The sequence below is a fragment of the Kitasatospora sp. NPDC057904 genome, assembly GCF_042887925.1.
Classification (GTDB): Bacteria; Actinomycetota; Actinomycetes; order Streptomycetales; family Streptomycetaceae; genus Kitasatospora.
Genome location: NZ_JBHVOL010000003.1, coordinates 556,221 through 574,670, shown reverse-complemented (window position 1 = coordinate 574,670; position 18,450 = coordinate 556,221). Strand labels below are relative to the sequence as shown.

Below are 18,450 nucleotides of genomic sequence, written 5' to 3'. Positions count from 1 at the left end.
ACGGCTGACGGCTGACGGCTGACGAGTAACAGATAACAGCTGACAGATAACGAAAACTGTCAGCTGTTATCTGTCAGCTGTTCTCCGTTATTCCGGGTACCGCCGCGGCGTCCAGACGACCTCGACGCCGGCCCCGCGCTCGACGGCCCGCGTCTGCGAGGAGCCGATCAGCAGGATCGTCCGCATGTCGACGAGCGCCGGGTCCAGCTCGCCGAGCCGCACGATCCGGACCCGCTCGGTCGGGCCGCCGACATCGCGCGCCATCACGACGGGCGTCTCCGGCGCGCGGTACTCCAGGAGGAGGTCCCGGGCCAGGCCGACCTGCGTCGTCCGCGACTTGGACCCCGGGTTGTACAGCGCGAGCACCAGGTCCGCCTCCGCCGCCGCGCGCAGGCGGCGGGCCACCGCGTCCCACGGCTTGAGCCGGTCCGACAGCGAGACGACCGCGTAGTCGTGCCCCAGGGGGGCACCCGCCCGGGACGCGGCCGCGTGCGCCGCGGTCATGCCGGGCAGGACCCGCACCGGCACGTCCCGGTAGGCCTCCTCGCAGGCGACCTCCAGCACCGCCGTCGCCATCGCGAAGACGCCCGGGTCGCCCGAGGACACCACGCAGACCCGCCGTCCGCGCCGGGCCAGGTCGAGGGCGAACTCGGCGCGCTCGGACTCCACCTTGTTGTCCGAGCCGTGCCGCACCTGCCCCGGCCGCTCCGGCACCCGGGCCAGGTAGGTGGTGTAGCCGACCAGGTCGGTGGCCTCGGCCAGCGCGCCGCGCGCCTCCGGGGTGAGCCACAGCGGCCCGGCCGGCCCGGTGCCGACGACGGTCACGCTGCCGGCCCCCTCCGCCGTCCGCACGACCGGCTCCAGCGGGGCGACCTTGCTCGGCAGGACCGCCACCGAGAAGTACGGCACCGTCTCCCCGTCGATCTCGGCGAGGGGCGCGATCCGCTCCCCCTCCATGAACGCGCGCTCGACGTACTGCGCGTCCTCCAGCCGGCCCGCCCGCTCCAGCGCGCGACGGACGGCCGGGAAGGTGCGCCCGAGCTTCATGATCACGGCCGAGTCCGCGGACGCGATCCGCGCCGCCAGCTCCTCCTCGGGCAGCGTGCCCGGGATGACCGTCAGGGTCTCCTCGGCCTCCGTCAACGGCTGGCCGAGCCGGGCGGCCGCCGCGCTGACGGAGGTCACGCCCGGCACCACCTCGGTCGGGTAGCGGTGCGCGAGCCGCTTGTGCATGTGCTGGTAGGAGCCGTAGAACAGCGGGTCGCCCTCGGCGAGCACGACGACGTCGCGCCCGGCGTCCAGGTGGGCGGCCAGCCGGGCGGCGGCCTCCTCGTAGAAGTCGTCCAGCGCGCCCCGGTAGCCGCCCGGGTGGTCGGTGGTCTCGACCGTGATCGGGTAGACCAGCTTCTCCTCGATCTGACCACCCGTCAGGTACCGCTCGGCGATCGAGCGCGCGATGGACCGCCCATGCCGGGCGCTGTGGTATGCCACGACGTCGGCCTTGCCGATGAGTTCGGCGGCGCGGACGGTCACCAGCGACGGGTCGCCCGGCCCGAGCCCGACTCCGTAGAGCCGTCCGGTCGAGGCAACGTTCTGACGGTTCTGACGGTCCGTCACTCTTCTTCGCTCGCAATCGCGTTGATGGCGGCGGCGGCCATCGCGCTGCCACCGCGGCGGCCACGCACCACCAGGTGCTCCAGGCCGGACGGGTGCTCGGCCAGGGCCTGCTTGGACTCGGCGGCGCCGATGAAGCCGACCGGCACGCCGATCACCGCGGCCGGGCGCGGTGCGCCCGCCTCGATCATCTCCAGGAGCCGGAAGAGCGAGGTCGGCGCGTTGCCGACGGCCACCACGGCTCCTTCCAGGCGGGGCAGCCACAGCTCCATGGCGGCGGCGCTGCGGGTGTTGCCCATCGTGCGCGCCAGTTCGGGGACCGACGGGTCGGTGAGGGTGCAGACGACCTCGTTGTCGGCCGGCAGGCGCTTGCGGGTCACGCCGCTCGCGACCATGTTGACGTCGCACAGGATCGGCGCACCGGCGTGCAGCGCGGCGCGCGCGGAGGCGACCACGCCGGGCGAGTACACCAGGTCCTCGACCAGGTCGACCATCCCGCAGGCGTGGATCATCCGCACCGCGACCTGGGAGACGTCCGCCGGCAGGGCGGCCAGGTCGGCCTCCGCGCGGATGGTGGCAAAGGACTGGCGGTAGATGGACGCGCCGTCCTTCTCGTACTCGATCACTTCGTGGTCCTCCTGGCCTCGGCGACCGCCTCGGCCATCTCCTCGTTCGTCACATCCACGGCGGAAACCTCCATCGCGGAAACGTCCACGGCGGGAACCTCCACGGCGGAAGCCTCCATCGCAGAACCCTCCCTCGCGGAAACATCCACGACGGAAACATCCAAAGCGGAAGCCCGCGCGTCCGCGCCGACCGCCGGGCCGTTCACCGTCACCCGGTAGCCCTGCCCGGTGGCGAGCACGTCCACCCACCGCCCGGCCGGGTGGCCGCAGCGCCGTTCACAGCCCGACCAGTGCACGGGCAGCCCGCCGGCGGCCGCCGCGTCCAGGGCCCGCGCCGCGTCCGCCCGCACGTCGGCGAGCGACTTGGCGCACCCGGGCAGCCCGGTGCAGGCGGAGGCCCGCTCCCAGGGCGAGCCGGGCAGCGTCCGGAACCCGGCCTCGGCGAGGCCGGCCAGCCGCTGGGCCGGGGCCCCCGGCAGGACGGCTCCGCGCCAGGGCGTCAGGCGCAGTTCACCGGCGGAGGCCGCGACCAGCGCGCGCCACTGCGCCGCGCTCGCCCGTCCGAAGCGCAGGCCCACCGACAGTCCGCCGGGCAGCGGGCCGACGTCGGGGGCGGTCCCGGCGAGCGCGGGCAGCGGCACGGTGCCGGCCGGCAGCAGGTCCGGGACTTCGCGCAGGTGCCAGGCCTTGCGTCCGCCCGCGCGCAGCGCGTCCAGGAAGGACCGGGCCGCGTCCAGCACGGCCGTCACTTCCCGCCCGGCCTCGACCGGGTGTCCGGAGGCGTCGCGCCCGAGGCGCAGCAGGCGGCGGCCGTCCGGGCCTGCGATCAATGTCACATCGGCGTCGAGCGCGGCGACGTCGCCGCGGCCGTCGTCCAGCGCGAACAGGAACTTGCCGGAGAGTCCGGCCGCCCAGTCGCTCGCGCACAGCCGCGCGTCCAGTTCCCGCACCCAGGCCTGCACGTCGGCGGCCGGTCGGGCGTCGAGGCCGGCGAGCGGCGAGGCGACGATGTTGCGCACCCGCTCGTGGGTGTCGGAGGGCAGCAGCCCGACGGCGCGCAGCCGTTCGGCGAGGTCCGCCGCGCAGTGCGGAGCCAGGCCCCGGAGTTGGACGTTGCCGCGGGAGGTGGTCTCCAGTGCGCCGTCGCCGAGGGCCTCGGCCGCGTCGGCCAGCGCGAGTGCCTGACGATTCGTCAGGAGGCCGCCGGGCAGGCGGACCCGGGCCAGGGCGCCGTCGTCGGCCGCATGCAGACGAAGCGCCCCTGGACAGGCGTCCGCGCGCCCCCGGTCGGGCACCGCGGCGCCCGGCGGGGTGGCGTCGGGTGTCGGTGGCATGGCGGCGAGCATACAGATGATCCGATCGGTTGCCTCCGTCCGCTGCATCACACTCGGGATCACACTCGGGATCACACTCCGGCTCCCGGTGCGCGCCTCACGCTCGCCCTGCCACCGCACACCCCGGCACGCGCCGCCCACGCCCGACCGCACGCCCCCGCCGCACCCCCGCTACCCCCGCAACCCCCTCGCCGCACCCCCACGGCCACCCCGTCCCCACGCCGCCCCCGCACCTCCCCCGCGCCCGCACCGACACCGGGCAGGTCGAAACTCGCTCTCCCCCAGGTCAGCCACACCCCGTACGATGCTGGCGGGCGGTCCCCGCGGACCGCCCGACGCCAGCGACGGCGCAGGGGAGGAAACCGGTGCAAGCCCGGTGCGGTCCCGCCACTGTGACCGCGGCTCACCGGGACACCCGGTGGCCGCGGGAGCCAGGAACTCCCGCCGTCCTCCACCGGCCCGGGGCGCGGACCCCGAGGAAGGCAGAAATGCACCACCGCTGTCGCATGCCCGCGCCCGCGTCCCCGGCCACCACCGAGGCCGTCCGGGCCGCCGCCGTTTCGGCCGCCCCGGCCACCACCGAGGCCGGGAGGGCCTACGCATGATCCTGCTGCTGTCGACGTCCGACACCGACCTGCTCAGCGCCCGCGCCTCGGCCGGCCCCGTCCCGTACCGGCTCGGCAACCCCGCCCGGCTGTCCCCCGAGGACCTGCCGGAGCTGCTGGACGGCACCGAGCTCGTGGTGGTCCGCCTGCTCGGCGGGCGCCGCGCCTGGCAGGAGGGCCTCGACGCGCTGCTGGCGGGCCCGCGCCCGGTGATCGTCCTGACCGGCGAACAGGCCCCCGACGCCCAGCTGATGGAGCTGTCCACCGTCCCGGCCGGCATCGCCGCCGAGGCGCACGCCTACCTCGCCCACGGCGGCGCGGCCAACCTGGCCGAGCTGGGCGCGTTCCTCTCCGACACCGTGCTGCTCACCGGCCACGGCTTCGCCCCGCCCGCCTCCGCCCCGGCCTGGGGTCCGCTGGAGCGCGAGGCCGCGACCGCGACCACCGCCGGCGAGGGCGGCGGCAACGGCGACGGCGCCCGCCCGACGGTCGCCGTGCTCTACTACCGCGCCCACCACATGAGCGGGAACACCGCCTTCGTCGAGACCCTGTGCCGGGCGATCGAGGACAAGGGCGCCCGTGCGGAGGCCTACTACTGCGCCTCGCTGCGCGGCGCCGAGCCCGAGCTGCTGGCCGCCCTCGGCGAGGCCGACGCGATCGTCACCACCGTGCTCGCCGCCGGCGGCACCCGCCCCGCCGACGCCCAGGCCGGCGGCGACGAGGAGGCCTGGGACGCGGGCGCGCTCGCCGCGCTGGACCGCCCGATCCTCCAGGCGCTGTGCCTCACCTGGTCGCGCGCCCAGTGGGAGGCCAGCGACGACGGCCTGTCCCCGCTGGACACCGCGACGCAGATCGCCGTACCGGAGTTCGACGGCCGTCTGATCAGCGTCCCGTTCTCCTTCAAGGAGCTCGACGAGGACGGCCTCACCGTCTACGCCGCCGACCCGGAGCGCGCCGCCCGCGTCGCCGGCACCGCCGTCAAGCACGCCCGCCTGCGGCACGTCCCGGCCGCCGAGCGCCGCCTCGCGCTCGTGCTGTCCGCGTACCCGACCAAGCACGCCCGCGTCGGCAACGCCGTCGGCCTGGACACCCCGGCCAGCGCCGTCCGGCTGCTGCACCGGCTGCGCGAGGAGGGCATGGACCTCGGGAACGACCTGCCCGGCCTGGACGACCGCGCCGAGGACGGCCACGAGGGCGACGCGATCATCCACGCCCTGATCGCCGCCGGCGGCTACGACCAGGACTGGCTCACCGAGGACCAGCTGGCCCGCAACCCGGTCCGCATCCCCGCCGCCGACTACCGCCGCTGGTACGCCACCCTCCCGCAGGGCCTGCGCGAGCGGGTCGAGGAGCACTGGGGCCCGGCCCCCGGCGAGCTGTACGTCGACCGCTCGCAGAACCCCGACGGCGACATCGTGCTCGCCGCGATCCGCTCCGGGAACCTGCTCGTCCTCATCCAGCCGCCGCGCGGCTTCGGCGAGAACCCGGTCGCGATCTACCACGACCCCGACCTGCCGCCGAGCCACCACTACCTCGCCGCCTACCGCTGGATCCAGGCCGCCCAGGAGGACGGCGGCTTCGGCGCCCACGCCGTCATCCACCTCGGCAAGCACGGCAACCTGGAGTGGCTGCCCGGCAAGACCGCCGCGCTGTCCGCCGAGTGCGGCCCCGACGCCGTCCTCGGCGACCTCCCGCTCGTCTACCCGTTCCTGGTCAACGACCCGGGCGAGGGCACCCAGGCCAAGCGCCGCGCCCACGCCACCCTGGTCGACCACCTCGTCCCGCCGATGGCCCGCGCCGACTCCTACGGCGACATCGCCCGCCTGGAACAGCTCCTCGACGAGCACTCCAACATCGCCGCGATGGACCCGGCCAAGCTGCCCGCGATCCGCGCCCAGATCTGGACCCTCATCCAGGCCGCCAAGCTCGACCACGACCTCGGCCTCGACGAGCGCCCCGAGGACGACGGCTTCGACGACTTCCTGCTGCACGTCGACGGCTGGCTGTGCGAGGTCAAGGACGCCCAGATCCGCGACGGCCTGCACGTCCTCGGCCAGGCCCCGGCCGGCACCGACCGCGTCAACATCGTGCTCGCCATCCTGCGCGCCCGCCAGATCTGGGGCGGCGTCAGCGCCCTGCCCGGTCTGCGCGAGGCGCTCGGCCTGGACGAGGCCGCGCTCACGCTGGGCGCAACCGACGCGGCCGAGGCCCGGGCCCGTGCCCTGGTCGAGGCCATGGAGGCCGAGGACTGGGCGCCCGAGGCGGTGGAGAAGGTCGCCGCCGGGCACCCGGAGGCCGTCCGCGAGGTGCTCGCGTTCGCCGCCACCCAGGTGGTGCCGCGCCTGGCCGCCACGACCGACGAGCTGGACGCCGTCCTGCACGCGCTCCAGGGCGGCTTCGTCCCGGCCGGGCCCTCCGGCTCCCCGCTGCGCGGCCTGGTCAACGTGCTGCCCACCGGCCGCAACTTCTACTCCGTCGACCCCAAGGCCGTGCCCAGCAAGCTCGCCTGGGAGACCGGCCAGGCCCTCGCCGCCTCGCTGGTCGAGCGCTACCGGGCCGACAACGACGGCGCCTGCCCGCCCTCCGTCGGGCTCTCGCTGTGGGGCACCAGCGCGATGCGCACCGCCGGCGACGACATCGCCGAGGCCTTCGCCCTGCTCGGAGTCCGCCCGGTCTGGGACGACGCCTCGCGCCGCGTGACCGGCCTGGAGCCGATCCCGCTGGAGGAGCTCGGCCGCCCGCGCATCGACGTCACGCTGCGCATCTCGGGCTTCTTCCGCGACGCGTTCCCGCACGTCGTCGCCCTGCTGGACGACGCGGTGCGCCTGGCCGCCGCCCAGGAGGAACCGGCGGAGGACAACTTCGTCCGCGCCCACGTGCAGGCCGACCTCGCCGTCCACGGGGACGAGCGCAAGGCCACCGTCCGCGTCTTCGGCTCCCGCCCCGGCACCTACGGCGCGGGCCTGCTCCAGCTGATCGACAGCCGCGACTGGCGCACCGACGCCGACCTCGCCGAGGTCTACACGGTATGGGGCGGCTACGCGTACGGGCGCGGTCTCGACGGACGCCCGGCGCGCGAGGAGATGGAGACTGCCTACAAGCGGATCACCGTCGCCGCGAAGAACACCGACACCCGCGAGCACGACATCGCCGACTCGGACGACTACTTCCAGTACCACGGCGGCATGGTCGCCACCGTCCGCGCGCTCACCGGCAAGGCACCGACCGCCTACATCGGCGACTCGACCCGCCCGGAGACCGTCCGCACCAGGACGCTCACCGAGGAGGCCGCCCGCGTCTTCCGCGCCCGGGTGGTCAACCCGCGCTGGATCGAGGCGATGCGCCGCCACGGCTACAAGGGCGCGTTCGAGATGGCCGCCACCGTCGACTACCTGTTCGGCTACGACGCCACGACGGGCGTGGTCGCGGACTGGATGTACGAGAAGCTGACCCAGGAGTACGTGCTGGACCCGGTCAACCGGGAGTTCCTCGCCGGCGCCAACCCGTGGGCGCTGCACGGGATCAGCGAGCGCCTCCTGGAGGCGGCGAGCCGCGGCCTGTGGGAGAAGCCGGACCCGGAGCTGATCGAGCAGCTGCAGGCCGCGTTCCTGGAGACCGAGGGGGACCTGGAGGGCGAGGGGGACCTGGAGGGTTAAGGGGCACCTGGCACCCGGAGGGTCAAGGGGCCCGGAGGGCGGCGAGGGCCGAGGCACCCCGGTGTGGGCCGGGGCACCGGCGCCAGCCGGTCGTTCGGGTGTTCCAAACGTGGTGTTCACGTCATCCATCCGGGTGACGTGAACACTGGTGACATCATGCGCCCGAGCGGACAATACGGGGCATGTCGCGACGCCTCGCCCTCAGCCGTCCCGTCTCCCCCACGCCCTTCGCCCGCCACCGGGGCGACCCGGCCGGTGCCGGCCCGCCGCGGCCCGCCCACCGGTACCGGGCGCGCCTCGGGGCGCTGGCGGCCGGGGCGCTGCCGGTGCTCGCGTTCCCGCCCCTGGGGCTCGCGTGGCTGGCGTGGGTCGCACTGGTGCCCGGACTGCTGCTGATGCAGCGGGCGCCGTCGGGGCGGGAGGCGGCGGTGCGCGGGTGGTGGTTCGGCGCGGGTTTCATCCTGACGGCGATGTACTGGCTGGTCCCCTCGATCGGACCGGGGCTGCCGGTGCTCGCCGTCCTGTTCGGGGCGCTGCAGGCCGTCGTCGGCCTCGGCGTGCACCGGCTGCTGCGCCCGCCGCTGACGGCCCGCCGGGCGCTGCTCGCCGTGGCCGTCGTCCCCGCGCTGTGGTTGACCACCGAGTACGCGCGCTCCTGGCACGCGCTGGGCGGGCCGTGGGCGCTGCTCGGTGCCACCCAGTGGCAGCACCCGGCGGTCCTCGCGCTGGCGTCGGCGGGCGGGATCTGGCTGGTCAGCGCGGCGGTGGTGGCGGTCAACACGGGGGTGCTGGTCGTGCTCACGGCCGCCCCCTGGCGGCCGCGGGCCGTCGCGGCGCTGACCGCCGTCCTGGTGCTGGTGGCCGGGCCGCTCCTGTTCGCGCTGCGCGACGCGCCCGTGCGGGCGGGGGCGGTGACGGTGGCGCTCGTCCAGCCGGGGATCGTCGACGACCCGCAGGCCCGGTTCGACGCGAGCGCCCGGGCCACGGCGGAGCTCGGCGGGCGGCCGGTGGACCTGGTCGTCTGGGGCGAGAGCAGCACCACGTCCGACCTGGACCGCGACCGGGTCGCGCTGGACCGGCTGCGCGAACTGTCCGCCGCCACCGGCGCGCAGGTCATCGCCGGGGAGGACGCGCGCAAGGCCGACGGGCGGATCTCGAAGGACGCCGTCCTGGTCTCCCCGGCGGGCGTCGTGGACCGCTACCGCAAGATCCGGCTGGTGCCGTTCGGCGAGTACATCCCGCTGCGGCCGGTGCTCGGGTGGATCGCGGGCGTCAGCCGGGCGGCGGGCGAGAACCGGGCGCCCGGCACCTCGTTCCACGTGCTGCCGGCCACCGACCGGGCGGGCGGCACGCTGCCGGTCGGGGCGCTGGTCTGCTTCGAGTCGGCGTTCCCCGACATGGCGCGGACGGCGGCGCGCGACGGGGCCCGGGTGCTGGTCTACCAGTCGTCCACGTCGACGTTCCAGCACACGTGGGCGCCCGCGCAGCACGTCTCGCTCGCGGCGATCCGGGCCGCCGAGACCGGCCGTCCGGCCGTGCAGGCCTCGCTGACGGGGGTCTCGGCGGCCTTCGACGCGCAGGGGCGCGAGCTCGCGCGGCTCGGCACCGACGGCACCGGGGCGCTGACCGTGCGGCTGCCGCTCACCGCGCCCGACACGCTGACCTGGTACGACCGCGTCGGTGACGTGGTGCCGCTGGCGGCCGTGCTCGTGACGGCGGGGGCCGCGGCCGTGGTGTGGCGGGGACGGCGCGCGGCGCGGGCACTGGTGTCCGGCGGGGAGTCCGGGGACGGTCAGCCCTCGTCGCCGGCACGGTAGACGCCGAACACCGCTCCCTGGGCGTCGCGCAGGATGCCGATGCGCGGGCCGTCCGGGACGTCCGTCGCGGGCATCAGCACGTCGGCGCCGAGGCCGTTCGCCCGGGTGACGGTGTTGTCGACGTCCGCGACCGCGAAGTACGGCAGCCAGTGCGCCGGGACCTGCGGCGGGAAGCGCTCGTCCATCACCATCATGCCGCCGAAGTCCGCGCCGGCCAGGCCCCATTGGGTGTACTGCGGGGACGCGGTGACCGACCAGCCGAACACCGCGGGGTAGAAGGCGGTCGCGCTCTCCGCGTCCCGGGTGGCCAGCTCCACCCAGCCGAGCGCGCCGGGCTCGTTGAACACGCCCGCGCCCTGGAACGCGCGGGCCTGCCAGAGGGTGAAGACCGCACCGGAGGTGTCGGTGACGACGGCGAACCGGCCGAGGTCGAACACGTCGGCGGGCTCCATCAGCGCCCTGCCGCCGCGCGCCTTGATCGTCACGACGGTCTCGTCGGCGTCGGCGACCGCGAAGGACACCGTCCAGGCCGTCGGCTGCTGCGGCGCGTAGAGCGGGGTGACGGCGGCGGCCGGCGCATCGCCGAGGAACATCTGCGTGTAGCCGCCGGCATCGGGCCGCACGTCGGTCTCAGCGCGCCAGCCGAACAGCTCGCCGTAGAAGGACTGGGCGGCGGCGGGGTCGGAGGTGCCCAGCTCGACCCAGCAGGGGGCGCCGATCGTGGCGGAGTTCTGCTTCATGTGCTTCTCTCTGGCTGTTCCTGCATTGGCGATCTCGATGATGGTTCGTCAATTCTGCTTGCTGTCAGGAGACTTCGAGGACGAGCTTGCCTTTCGCGTGCCCGGACTCGACGAGGGCGAGCGCCTCGGCGGCGTGGGCCAGCGGGTAGCGGGCGGTGATGTGCACGGCCAGCTCGCCGGCCGCGACGAGGGCGGCCAGGGCGGCGAGGCTTTCGGAGGTGGTGGACCGCGTGACGTAGCGGCCGCCGAGCTCGGCGGCGGTCGCCGGATCGGCGGTGCTGACCAGCTTCGAACGGTCGGCGAGGGCCCCGGCGGCGTCGCGCGGCGCGGCGCCGCCGACGAGGTCGAGGATGCCGTCCACGCCGTCCGGGGCCGCCTGCGCGATCCGCTCGGCGACCCCCTCGCCGTACCGGACGTGCACGGCGCCGAGCGCCTCGACGTGGCCGCGGCCGGCATCGCTCGCGGTGCCGATCACGCGCAGGCCCCGGCTGCGGGCGATCTGCGTCGCCGCGCTGCCGACGCCCCCGGCGGCACCGAGGATCAGGAGCGTGCGGCCGGAGCCCAGGCCCACGTCGCGGACGGCGTCGTCGGCGGTCGCCGTGGCGACGGCGAGGGTCGCGGCCTGGTCGAAGCCGACGGCCGCGGGCTTGAGGGCGCTCATCCCGGCGCGCAGCAGGGTCTGTTCGGCGAAGGCGCCGGCAGCGGCGACCCCGAAGACCTCGTCGCCCGGGGTGAAGGCGGTCACGTCCGGGCCGACCCGCAGGACGACGCCCGCGGCCTCCTGGCCCATGACGGACGGCAGGTCGCGGCCCTGACGGCCGAGGAGGCCGCTGCGGATCTTCCAGTCCACCGGGTTCACCCCGGCGGCGCGGACCGCGACGGCCAGTTGGCCCGGGCCCGGCAGGAGCTCCGGGCGGTCCAGGAACTCCTGGGTCTCCGGCCCGCCGTAGTCGACGAACCCGAACGCTCTGGGCATCGGTGATCCCACTCCTCGGGTAGCCCCCGCTGACAGCCCCACCCCGCCCCGCCCAGCATGCGGGGGCGCCCGGGGACGGGCCGCCGGTGCTGCGCCGAACGGGGGCGGGCGAACAGAAAACAGATGACAGATAACAGATTTCGAAATCTGTTATCTGTCATCTGTTTTCTGTCGCCTGTCGCCTGTCGTCCGTCAGCCGTCAGCCGTCAGCCGTCAGCCGCCGATCGTCAGCTCCGCACGGCCCGCGCCACCGGGATCCAGAGCTCCGCCTCGGCGTCGCCCGCCCCCGGGACGAAGTGGGTGCGCAGGATCTCCGGACCCTGCCGGGCCTCGTACGGGTTGGACGGGAACCACTGGCCGTACACGTCCGCCCACATCTGCTGCAGCGCCTGCGGGAACGACCCCGCGTTGGTGAACACCGCCCACGTCCCGGCCGGGACGGGCAGGACGTCCAGGTCGTCCGGGACAACGGCGTCCTCGCGCGCCACCACCGCGTGCCAGTAGTCGAGTTCGGACCCCTCCTCCCGACTGGGCGAGAAGTCGTCGCTCACCGAGACGATGCCGGCCGGGTCCCCGCCCGTCAGTGTCGTGATCCGCTCGACGGTCTCCTTGCCGAGCCCCTTGATGAACTCGGCGATGTGCGGGTTGACGCCCTCGTAGATCAGGGGCACCCGCGCCTTCTTGCCGACGATCCGGAAGTCCGGCTTCTGCACGATCCGGTAATCCATACTGCTTGCTCCTTCCACGACGAGTCGGAAGGACATCCGGGCCTGGGACTTGAGCACCGCGCCGTCGCGCCGGGCCTCACCGGGCCCGACCCCGTGCATCGCCCGGAACGCCCGGGCGAACGCCTCGCCCGAGGTGTAGCCGTACCGGACCGCGATGTCGAGCAACGTCCGCTCGCCGTCGAGCACTTCGGCCCCGGCGACGGTCAGTCGCCGGCGCCGGACGTACTCCGACAGCGGCATCCCGGCGAGCATCGAGAACAGCCGCCGGAAGTGGTACTCCGACGTCACCGCGATCCGCGCCAGTTCGGCCACGTCGATCTCACGGTCCAGGTTGCGGTCGATGTCCTCCATCGCCCGGTTGAGGTGCTCCAGCACTCCGGCCCCGTCCTTCCTCGTTGATCTCCACCGTAGGAAGGACCCACCTTGCCGCACCCGACAATCGGTGCCCGCCGCGGTCGGGTGGCGGTCCCTGCGCAACCGCCGCCCCGCGACGCGCAGCGGGCACCGGATCAAGGCCCGATCAGACCAGGCCCTGCGCCAGCATCGCGTCCGCGACGAGCTCGAAGCCCGCGATGTTCGCGCCCACCACGTAGTTGCCCGGCTGCCCGTAGCGCTCGGCGGTGACGGCGCAGGACTCGTGGATGTGCCGCATGATGCCGGCCAGCCGCTCCTCGGTGCGGCCGAAGGTCCACGAGTCGCGCGAGGCGTTCTGCTGCATCTCCAGCGCGCTGGTCGCGACGCCGCCCGCGTTCGCGGCCTTGCCCGGGCCGAAGGCCACGCCCGCCTCCTGGAACACCCGCACCGCCTCCGGCGTGGTGGGCATGTTGGCGCCCTCGGCGACCGCCTTCACGCCGCCGCGCACCAGCGCGATCGCGTCCGCCTCGGTCAGCTCGTTCTGCGTGGCGCAGGGCAGCGCGACGTCGCACGGCACGCTCCACACGCTCGCGCCCTCGGCCCCCGCCTCGACGAACCGGACGTGGGCGCCGCGCAGTTCGGCGTACTCGGCGATCCGGCCGCGCCGGACCTCCTTGACCTCCTTGAGCAGGTCGAGGTCGATGCCCTTCTCGTCGACCACGTACCCGGAGGAGTCGGAGCAGGTGAGGACGGTCGCGCCGAGCTGCTGCGCCTTCTCGATCGCGTAGACGGCGACGTTGCCCGAGCCGGAGACCGCGACCCGGCACCCGTCCAGGCTCTCGCCGCGGGCGCGCAGCATCTCCTCGGTGAACAGCACGCAGCCGTACCCGGTGGCCTCGGTGCGCACCTGCGCGCCGCCCCAGCCGAGGCCCTTGCCGGTGAGGACGCCGCTCTCGTGGCGGTTGGTGATCCGCTTGTACTGGCCGAAGAGGTAGCCGATCTCCCGGCCGCCGACGCCGATGTCCCCGGCCGGGACGTCGGTGTGCTCGCCGATGTGGCGGTACAGCTCGGTCATGAAGGACTGGCAGAAGCGCATGATCTCGGCGTCCGAGCGGCCCTTGGGGTCGAAGTCGGAGCCGCCCTTGCCGCCGCCGATGGACAGCCCGGTGAGCGCGTTCTTGAAGATCTGCTCGAAGCCGAGGAACTTGACGATGCCGAGGTCGACGGAGGGGTGGAAGCGCAGCCCGCCCTTGTACGGGCCGAGGGCGCTGCTGAACTCCACGCGGAAGCCGCGGTTGACGTGGACCGCGCCGGCGTCGTCCGTCCACGGCACGCGGAACATCAGCTGGCGCTCGGGCTCGCAGACGCGCTCGACGATCCGGGCGTCGACGAGCTCGGGGCGGCGGGCGAGGACCGGGCCGAGGGTCTCCAGGACCTCGTGGACGGCCTGGTGGAACTCGTTCTCGCCGCGGTTGCGGCGGACGACGTCCGCGTAGAGCGCCTCGATGGCGCGGTTCTCGGCCTCGGTGGCCTGCGGGGAGGGGGCGGTGCGAGGGTTGGCGGGCATCCGGTTCGGACCTTCCGTGGTCGGCAGTGGTCGTGCGCGAGGCGTTCCCGTGCCCAGGAAACGCGGGCAAGTCTCGCAGTGTCCCCGGGACGGCTCCCGGCCCATCCACATACTGAAACCCCCCTCGCCCCGCGGCCGTTACGATCCCTCAGCCCCCTCGCGTCCGCACTGAGCCCGGCTGAACCGGCTCCCCGCCCCGCCCGGGAATCACGGAACGTAGTCCCCGTGGACGGGAACAGCCGGGGCGGACGTGGCGTTGTGCGCCTGCGACATCGTCTGCGTAGTCGGCCCGGGCACGGACAGTACCCAGTTGTTCAAATTGGAACGACCGAGTACGGTCGGAGCCCGGTCCACCCCGACGGGGACCCCACCCCCTCGGCAATCCGCCACTCGCCATCGGAGGCCCGCCCATGCCGCAGCCCGGCTCCGCCACGGTGCGCTCACGCGTGCGCATCCCGCTGACCTTCCCGGACGGCTACCGCGCCGACACCGAGGTCTTCACCTTCCACGGCCTGGCCGACGGCGCCGAGCACCTGGCGCTCGCGTTCGGGCGGGTGCCGGAGGGCGGGACGCCGCTGGTGCGGCTGCACTCGGAGTGCCTGACCGGCGACGTGTTCGGCTCGGACCGCTGCGACTGCGGCCCGCAGCTGCGCGAGTCGGTCGAGCGGATCAGCGAGGCCGGCGGCTACCTGCTCTACCTCCGCCAGGAGGGCCGCGGCATCGGGCTCTACAACAAGCTCGACGCCTACGCCCTGCAGGACTCCGGCCTCGACACCTACGACGCCAACACCGCCCTCGGCCTGCCCGAGGACGGCCGGGACTACACCGCCGCGGCCCAGATGCTGACCGCCCTCGGCGCCACCGGCATCGAGCTGCTGAGCAACAACCCGGACAAGGCCGCCCAGCTGGCCGCCCTCGGGATCACCGTCGAGCAGCGGGTCCCGACCGGCGTCCACCTCTCGGAGAGCAACGTCCGCTACCTGCGCGCCAAGGTCGAGCGGACGGGCCACTCGATCGAGCTGTCCCGCCTGGTCGGCTGACGACGGGACCGGCGGACAGGCCTCAGCGGCCCCCGGCGGTGCGGACGGCGGCACGGGCGGCCGTCCGGCCGACGGTCCGCTGGACGCCCAGGCAGACGAGCGGGAGCGCGATCAGGACGGCGGCCCAGAACGCGCCGTGGCCCCAGAGTCCGGCGATGCCGCGGTAGAACGGCTCCGCCACCGGGATGCGCAGCGCCTCCATCGGGCCCAGTGCCGTGGGCCAGGCGCCGAGCAGCAGGGTGCCGAGGATCCACAGGACGAACAGCCGGCGGGCGGTGCGCGGGCCGGCCAGGGCGGCGGCGGCCGAGACGGCGGCGAGCAGCAGCGTGAAGCCGGCCTGGTAGACGGCCCCGGTCTGGCCGGTGCCCCAGGACGCCGGGGTCCGGTGGTGCCCGACGGCGGCGAGCCGGACCTCGACGGTCGCCCACAGCAGGACGACCAGGACCACGGTGGAGCCGAGCGCGAACACGGCGCGGTCGCGGGCGCCGGGGGCACCCGCCCGCCAGGCCGCCGCCGCGGGCCGCGGCCAGGACACGGCGGCCACCGCCACGGCCGTCGTCCGGGAGGTGGCCGCCCCACGGCCGTCGGCGATGCCGCGCCACTGGGCCACCGTCCGGCGCCGCGCCGCGTGGACCGGCCCGAGCAGCCTGGTGGCGCGCTCGACCAGGACGAGGGCGAGGACGACCCCGGCGGTCGCCGCCACCCCGGCCCAGCTGCCCATGCCGCCCTCGAAGGTCACCACCCGGTCGGCCAGCGCGGGCGGCGGCTTGAGCACCGTCATCGGCGGCCCCAGCCGCAGGTAGCCGATCGCGCCGGCGCCTGCGGCGGCCAGGACGAGCGTCCCCCGGCCGACGCGCGCGGGGAAGGCCACCAGGGTGAGGGCGGCGGCCAGCGCCGCGCCGAGCTGGGGCGTCGTCATCCGGGCCGCGTGTTCGCCGGCCGTCCGCAGCGGACCGCCGAACAGGCTGTTCGGCAGGAGCTTCAGCTGGTTGCCCGCGTCGACGCTGATCCGGGCGAGCGCACCCGCCCAGAGCACCAGCGCGAGCGCGACGAGCACCAGCAGGGCCGCCGCGACCTGCCGGGGAACCGCGGTGCCGGAGTTGGTCCACCAGGCCGCGGCCCACGCCCGCCAGGGCCTCGGCCGCCCGGTGCGCCCGGCCGCCGCCCACCGGTTCGTCCCCGGCGTCCCGCTGCGCCCGGCCCGCTCGGCCTGCCCGTTCGCGGCCGACCGGCCGCCGGCCGTCCGCCGGCCCCGGAGCGCCTCGGCCGCGATCAGCGCCGCACAGCCGTGCACCGTCGCGGGGTCGGCGCCCACCGCGCGCCGGCGCAGCGCGGACCAGCGGCGCCGCACGTCGTCCGCCGGGCGGCGGCGCACCGCGCCCCAGGCCTTCGCCACGGCGTCCACCAGGACGGCCGCGACCACGGCCGTCATCGCCGCCACCCGCCCGGACAGCGGGAGCCGGTACAGCGCGGCGGGCAGCGGGGAGAGCCGGGCGAGCAGCCGGGCGTGCTCCTCGGGCTGGACGGTCAGCCAGATCGCCAGGCGGTAGGCGTGGGCCCGCTCGTCGACGGTCAGGCCGTCGCCGGTGCGTCCGCCGCCGCCGAGTTCGCGGGCGGCGCGGTCGGTCTCGGCGACGACCTGCGGGACGCGGACGAGGGCGAGCAGCCGTCCGCAGTGCTCGCCGGAGCACTCGGGGTGGTCGCAGTCGTAGCGGGCGGCTACGGCCGGCACCGAGGCGGCGAGCAGGTCGTCGAGGACGGCGACGACGTCGGGCTCGGTGCCGATCCGGGTCAGTCCGGCGGCGTCGACCGGGCGCTCGCGGTAGTGCGGGACGGCGGAGGGCGCGAACGCCGCGCCGAAGGCGAGCACGGCGAGCGCGGCCGCGCGGGCCCGCCCGGTGCCCCGGGCGCGGTCGACCTCGCGCAGGTGGTGCAGGTCGAACAGGGTGTCGCGGACGTCGTCCTGCAGCCAGGAGAGCAGCCTCCGGGCGCCGCCGTCGACCAGCCACTCGGCGGCCTCGCCGGAGCGGTTCAGCATGGTCCAGGCGAGGACGGACGGGGCGTGGTAGGGATCGCCGAGGAAGGTGACCGGCCGGTGGGCGTGGCCGGTGCCGGCGGCTCCGGCGGGCGCCTGGGTGCGCACGACCGCCGGGCTGGCGCCGTCCAGCCAGGCCCTGACCTGGTGGGCCTGCCAGCGGTGGGCCGGGTTCCTGGTGAACAGGCCCTGGAGCAGGAGCCGGCGGCGCGGGTCGGTGACGGCGGAGAGGTCGACCTCCTCGTTGAAGACCAGGTCGTACTGGAGGACCTCGTCGCTCAGCAGGAGGCCGTCCTGGTCCAGGTAGCGGGGGCGGCCGGTGAACAGCTCGTACAGGACGTTGCCCAGGCCCCACCAGGGGCCGGCCGGGTGGTTGGAGCCGGCCAGTTGCTCGGGCGCCATGTAGGCGACGGTGACCTGCATCTCGGGCGAGAAGCTGCGGCTGGCGGTGAGCTTGGCGACGCCGCCGAAGTCCGCGATCACGAACTGGCCGGGGCCGGCTCCGGGGCGCACCAGGATGTTGGCGGGCTTGAAGTCGACCGGGTTGCGGGCCACGCGCCGCTGCCAGAAGTCCAGCATCGCGACGAGTTCGCGGACGATGGGGTCGGTCGCGCGCGGGTCGGTGTGCCGGCCGGCGCGGCTCAGCTCGGCGATGCGGTCGGCGAGGGTGACCGGGAGGTACTCCATCGCCACCCAGTCGCAGCCGGTCCCGGCGTGCTCGACCTGGCCGTAGTCGACGATCCGCGGGACGTGGCGCAGGTAGGCCTCGTCGCGCAGGTGGTCCAGGAGTTCGGTGTCCATGGCCTGGCCCGTGCGGGTGACCTTCACCGCGGCGTCCCCGCCGCCGTCCAGGCGCCGGACCTGCCAGACGGTGCCCTCGGTGCCCGAGCCGGCGACCTGGTTCGGCTCGTAGCGGTTCAGCAGGGCCGCCGGGAAGGCGCCCCCGAAGTGGCCGCCGCGCGAGGGGGCCGCGCGGCGGGTCTGGGTGGGCGGGGTGGCGGCCCGCGGTTTGACCCTGGTCGGCGCCTCGGGGTCGACGCGCACCCGGGTCGGCGCCTCGGGGTCGACCCGGACCCGCGTCGGCGCCTCGGGGTCAGCGCGCAGCCGCCGGAGCCGCGAGGGCGGGAGTTCCTGGCCGTGGGCCTGACCGCGGGCCCGGTCGCGGCGGGTTCGGGGCCACTGGTCCGTCCGCGTCGGCGGGACCGCGTCCGGGACCGCATCCGTCGGCGTGCCGTCGCCCATCCTGCCGTTCTCCCTCCACCGCCCGCGTGACGCATCATCATGTCGCGCGGACGGCGACCGCGATCCCGGTTTCGACGGCTTTGGGGAACGCCTGTGGCCAAGCCGTTACGCAGCGG

Annotated in this window: 11 protein-coding genes and 1 riboswitch; of the genes, 3 read left to right on the top strand and 8 right to left on the bottom strand. The window is 75.1% G+C overall.

Going from position 1 to position 18,450, the window contains the following annotated elements; translation table 11 throughout:
• Positions 1-87 precede the first annotated feature (87 nt).
• Genes ACFVSN_RS11255 through ACFVSN_RS11245 form a run of 3 tightly spaced genes read right to left on the bottom strand, consistent with a single transcriptional unit; the run spans position 88 to position 3,586 of the window.
• Positions 88-1,617, bottom strand: coding sequence for a precorrin-2 C(20)-methyltransferase (locus tag ACFVSN_RS11255; protein WP_380489290.1), 1,530 nt, complete (start codon positions 1,615-1,617; stop codon positions 88-90).
• Positions 1,614-2,240, bottom strand: a complete 627-nt coding sequence (locus ACFVSN_RS11250; RefSeq protein ID WP_380447847.1) for a precorrin-8X methylmutase — start codon at positions 2,238-2,240, stop codon at positions 1,614-1,616. The genes ACFVSN_RS11255 and ACFVSN_RS11250 overlap by 4 nt, the downstream gene beginning before the upstream one ends.
• Entirely contained in the window at positions 2,237-3,586 is a 1,350-nt protein-coding gene (locus ACFVSN_RS11245) for a cobalamin biosynthesis protein CobG (RefSeq protein WP_387590737.1), read from the bottom strand. The genes ACFVSN_RS11250 and ACFVSN_RS11245 overlap by 4 nt, the downstream gene beginning before the upstream one ends.
• Positions 3,587-3,929: 343 nt before the next feature.
• A riboswitch (cobalamin riboswitch) is annotated at positions 3,930-4,015 on the top strand.
• Between the two features lie 160 nt (positions 4,016-4,175).
• Between ACFVSN_RS11245 and cobN the strand changes: the two genes are divergently transcribed.
• Both cobN and lnt read left to right on the top strand, forming a co-directional pair.
• Entirely contained in the window at positions 4,176-7,835 is a 3,660-nt protein-coding gene (gene cobN / locus ACFVSN_RS11240) for a cobaltochelatase subunit CobN (protein ID WP_387590740.1), read from the top strand.
• Positions 7,836-8,017: 182 nt separating this feature from the next.
• Positions 8,018-9,652: an apolipoprotein N-acyltransferase gene (gene lnt, locus ACFVSN_RS11235; protein WP_387954614.1), complete on the top strand. Its 1,635-nt coding sequence runs from the start codon at positions 8,018-8,020 to the stop codon at positions 9,650-9,652.
• On the opposite strand, the gene ACFVSN_RS11230 is transcribed toward lnt, so the two are convergent.
• The 4 genes from ACFVSN_RS11230 to gdhA all read right to left on the bottom strand — a co-directional run bounded on the left by ACFVSN_RS11230 (position 9,628) and on the right by gdhA (position 14,017).
• Entirely contained in the window at positions 9,628-10,392 is a 765-nt protein-coding gene (locus ACFVSN_RS11230; protein WP_387954613.1) for a VOC family protein, read from the bottom strand. The genes lnt and ACFVSN_RS11230 overlap by 25 nt on opposite strands.
• A 64-nt stretch (positions 10,393-10,456) precedes the next feature.
• Positions 10,457-11,368, bottom strand: a complete 912-nt coding sequence (locus ACFVSN_RS11225) for a zinc-binding dehydrogenase (protein ID WP_387954611.1) — start codon at positions 11,366-11,368, stop codon at positions 10,457-10,459.
• A 227-nt stretch (positions 11,369-11,595) separates the two neighbouring features.
• Positions 11,596-12,471: a GyrI-like domain-containing protein gene (locus ACFVSN_RS11220; protein WP_387954609.1), complete on the bottom strand. Its 876-nt coding sequence runs from the start codon at positions 12,469-12,471 to the stop codon at positions 11,596-11,598.
• Between the two features lie 145 nt (positions 12,472-12,616).
• Complete coding sequence (gene gdhA, locus ACFVSN_RS11215; RefSeq protein ID WP_387954607.1) at positions 12,617-14,017, bottom strand: NADP-specific glutamate dehydrogenase; 1,401 nt, start codon at positions 14,015-14,017, stop codon at positions 12,617-12,619.
• A 410-nt stretch (positions 14,018-14,427) separates the two neighbouring features.
• Here gdhA and ribA point away from each other — a divergent pair, with 410 nt between their 5' ends.
• The gene (gene ribA, locus ACFVSN_RS11210) at positions 14,428-15,057 is read left to right on the top strand and encodes a GTP cyclohydrolase II (RefSeq protein ID WP_387954605.1); all 630 of its coding nucleotides are present in this window, start codon (positions 14,428-14,430) and stop codon (positions 15,055-15,057) included.
• Between the two features lie 22 nt (positions 15,058-15,079).
• Here ribA and ACFVSN_RS11205 read toward each other — a convergent pair whose 3' ends face one another.
• Positions 15,080-18,334, bottom strand: a complete 3,255-nt coding sequence (locus ACFVSN_RS11205) for a hypothetical protein (RefSeq protein WP_387954604.1) — start codon at positions 18,332-18,334, stop codon at positions 15,080-15,082.
• Positions 18,335-18,450: the final 116 nt, after the last annotated feature.

Coding starts and splice junctions, on each gene's coding strand:
- ACFVSN_RS11245 (WP_387590737.1), bottom strand. CDS start 3,586: ATGCTCGCCGCCATGCCACCGACACCCGACGCCACCCCGCCGGGCGCC.
- cobN (WP_387590740.1), top strand. CDS start 4,176: ATGATCCTGCTGCTGTCGACGTCCGACACCGACCTGCTCAGCGCCCGC.
- lnt (WP_387954614.1), top strand. CDS start 8,018: ATGTCGCGACGCCTCGCCCTCAGCCGTCCCGTCTCCCCCACGCCCTTC.
- ACFVSN_RS11230 (WP_387954613.1), bottom strand. CDS start 10,392: ATGAAGCAGAACTCCGCCACGATCGGCGCCCCCTGCTGGGTCGAGCTG.
- ACFVSN_RS11225 (WP_387954611.1), bottom strand. CDS start 11,368: ATGCCCAGAGCGTTCGGGTTCGTCGACTACGGCGGGCCGGAGACCCAG.
- gdhA (WP_387954607.1), bottom strand. CDS start 14,017: ATGCCCGCCAACCCTCGCACCGCCCCCTCCCCGCAGGCCACCGAGGCC.
- ribA (WP_387954605.1), top strand. CDS start 14,428: ATGCCGCAGCCCGGCTCCGCCACGGTGCGCTCACGCGTGCGCATCCCG.
- ACFVSN_RS11205 (WP_387954604.1), bottom strand. CDS start 18,334: ATGGGCGACGGCACGCCGACGGATGCGGTCCCGGACGCGGTCCCGCCG.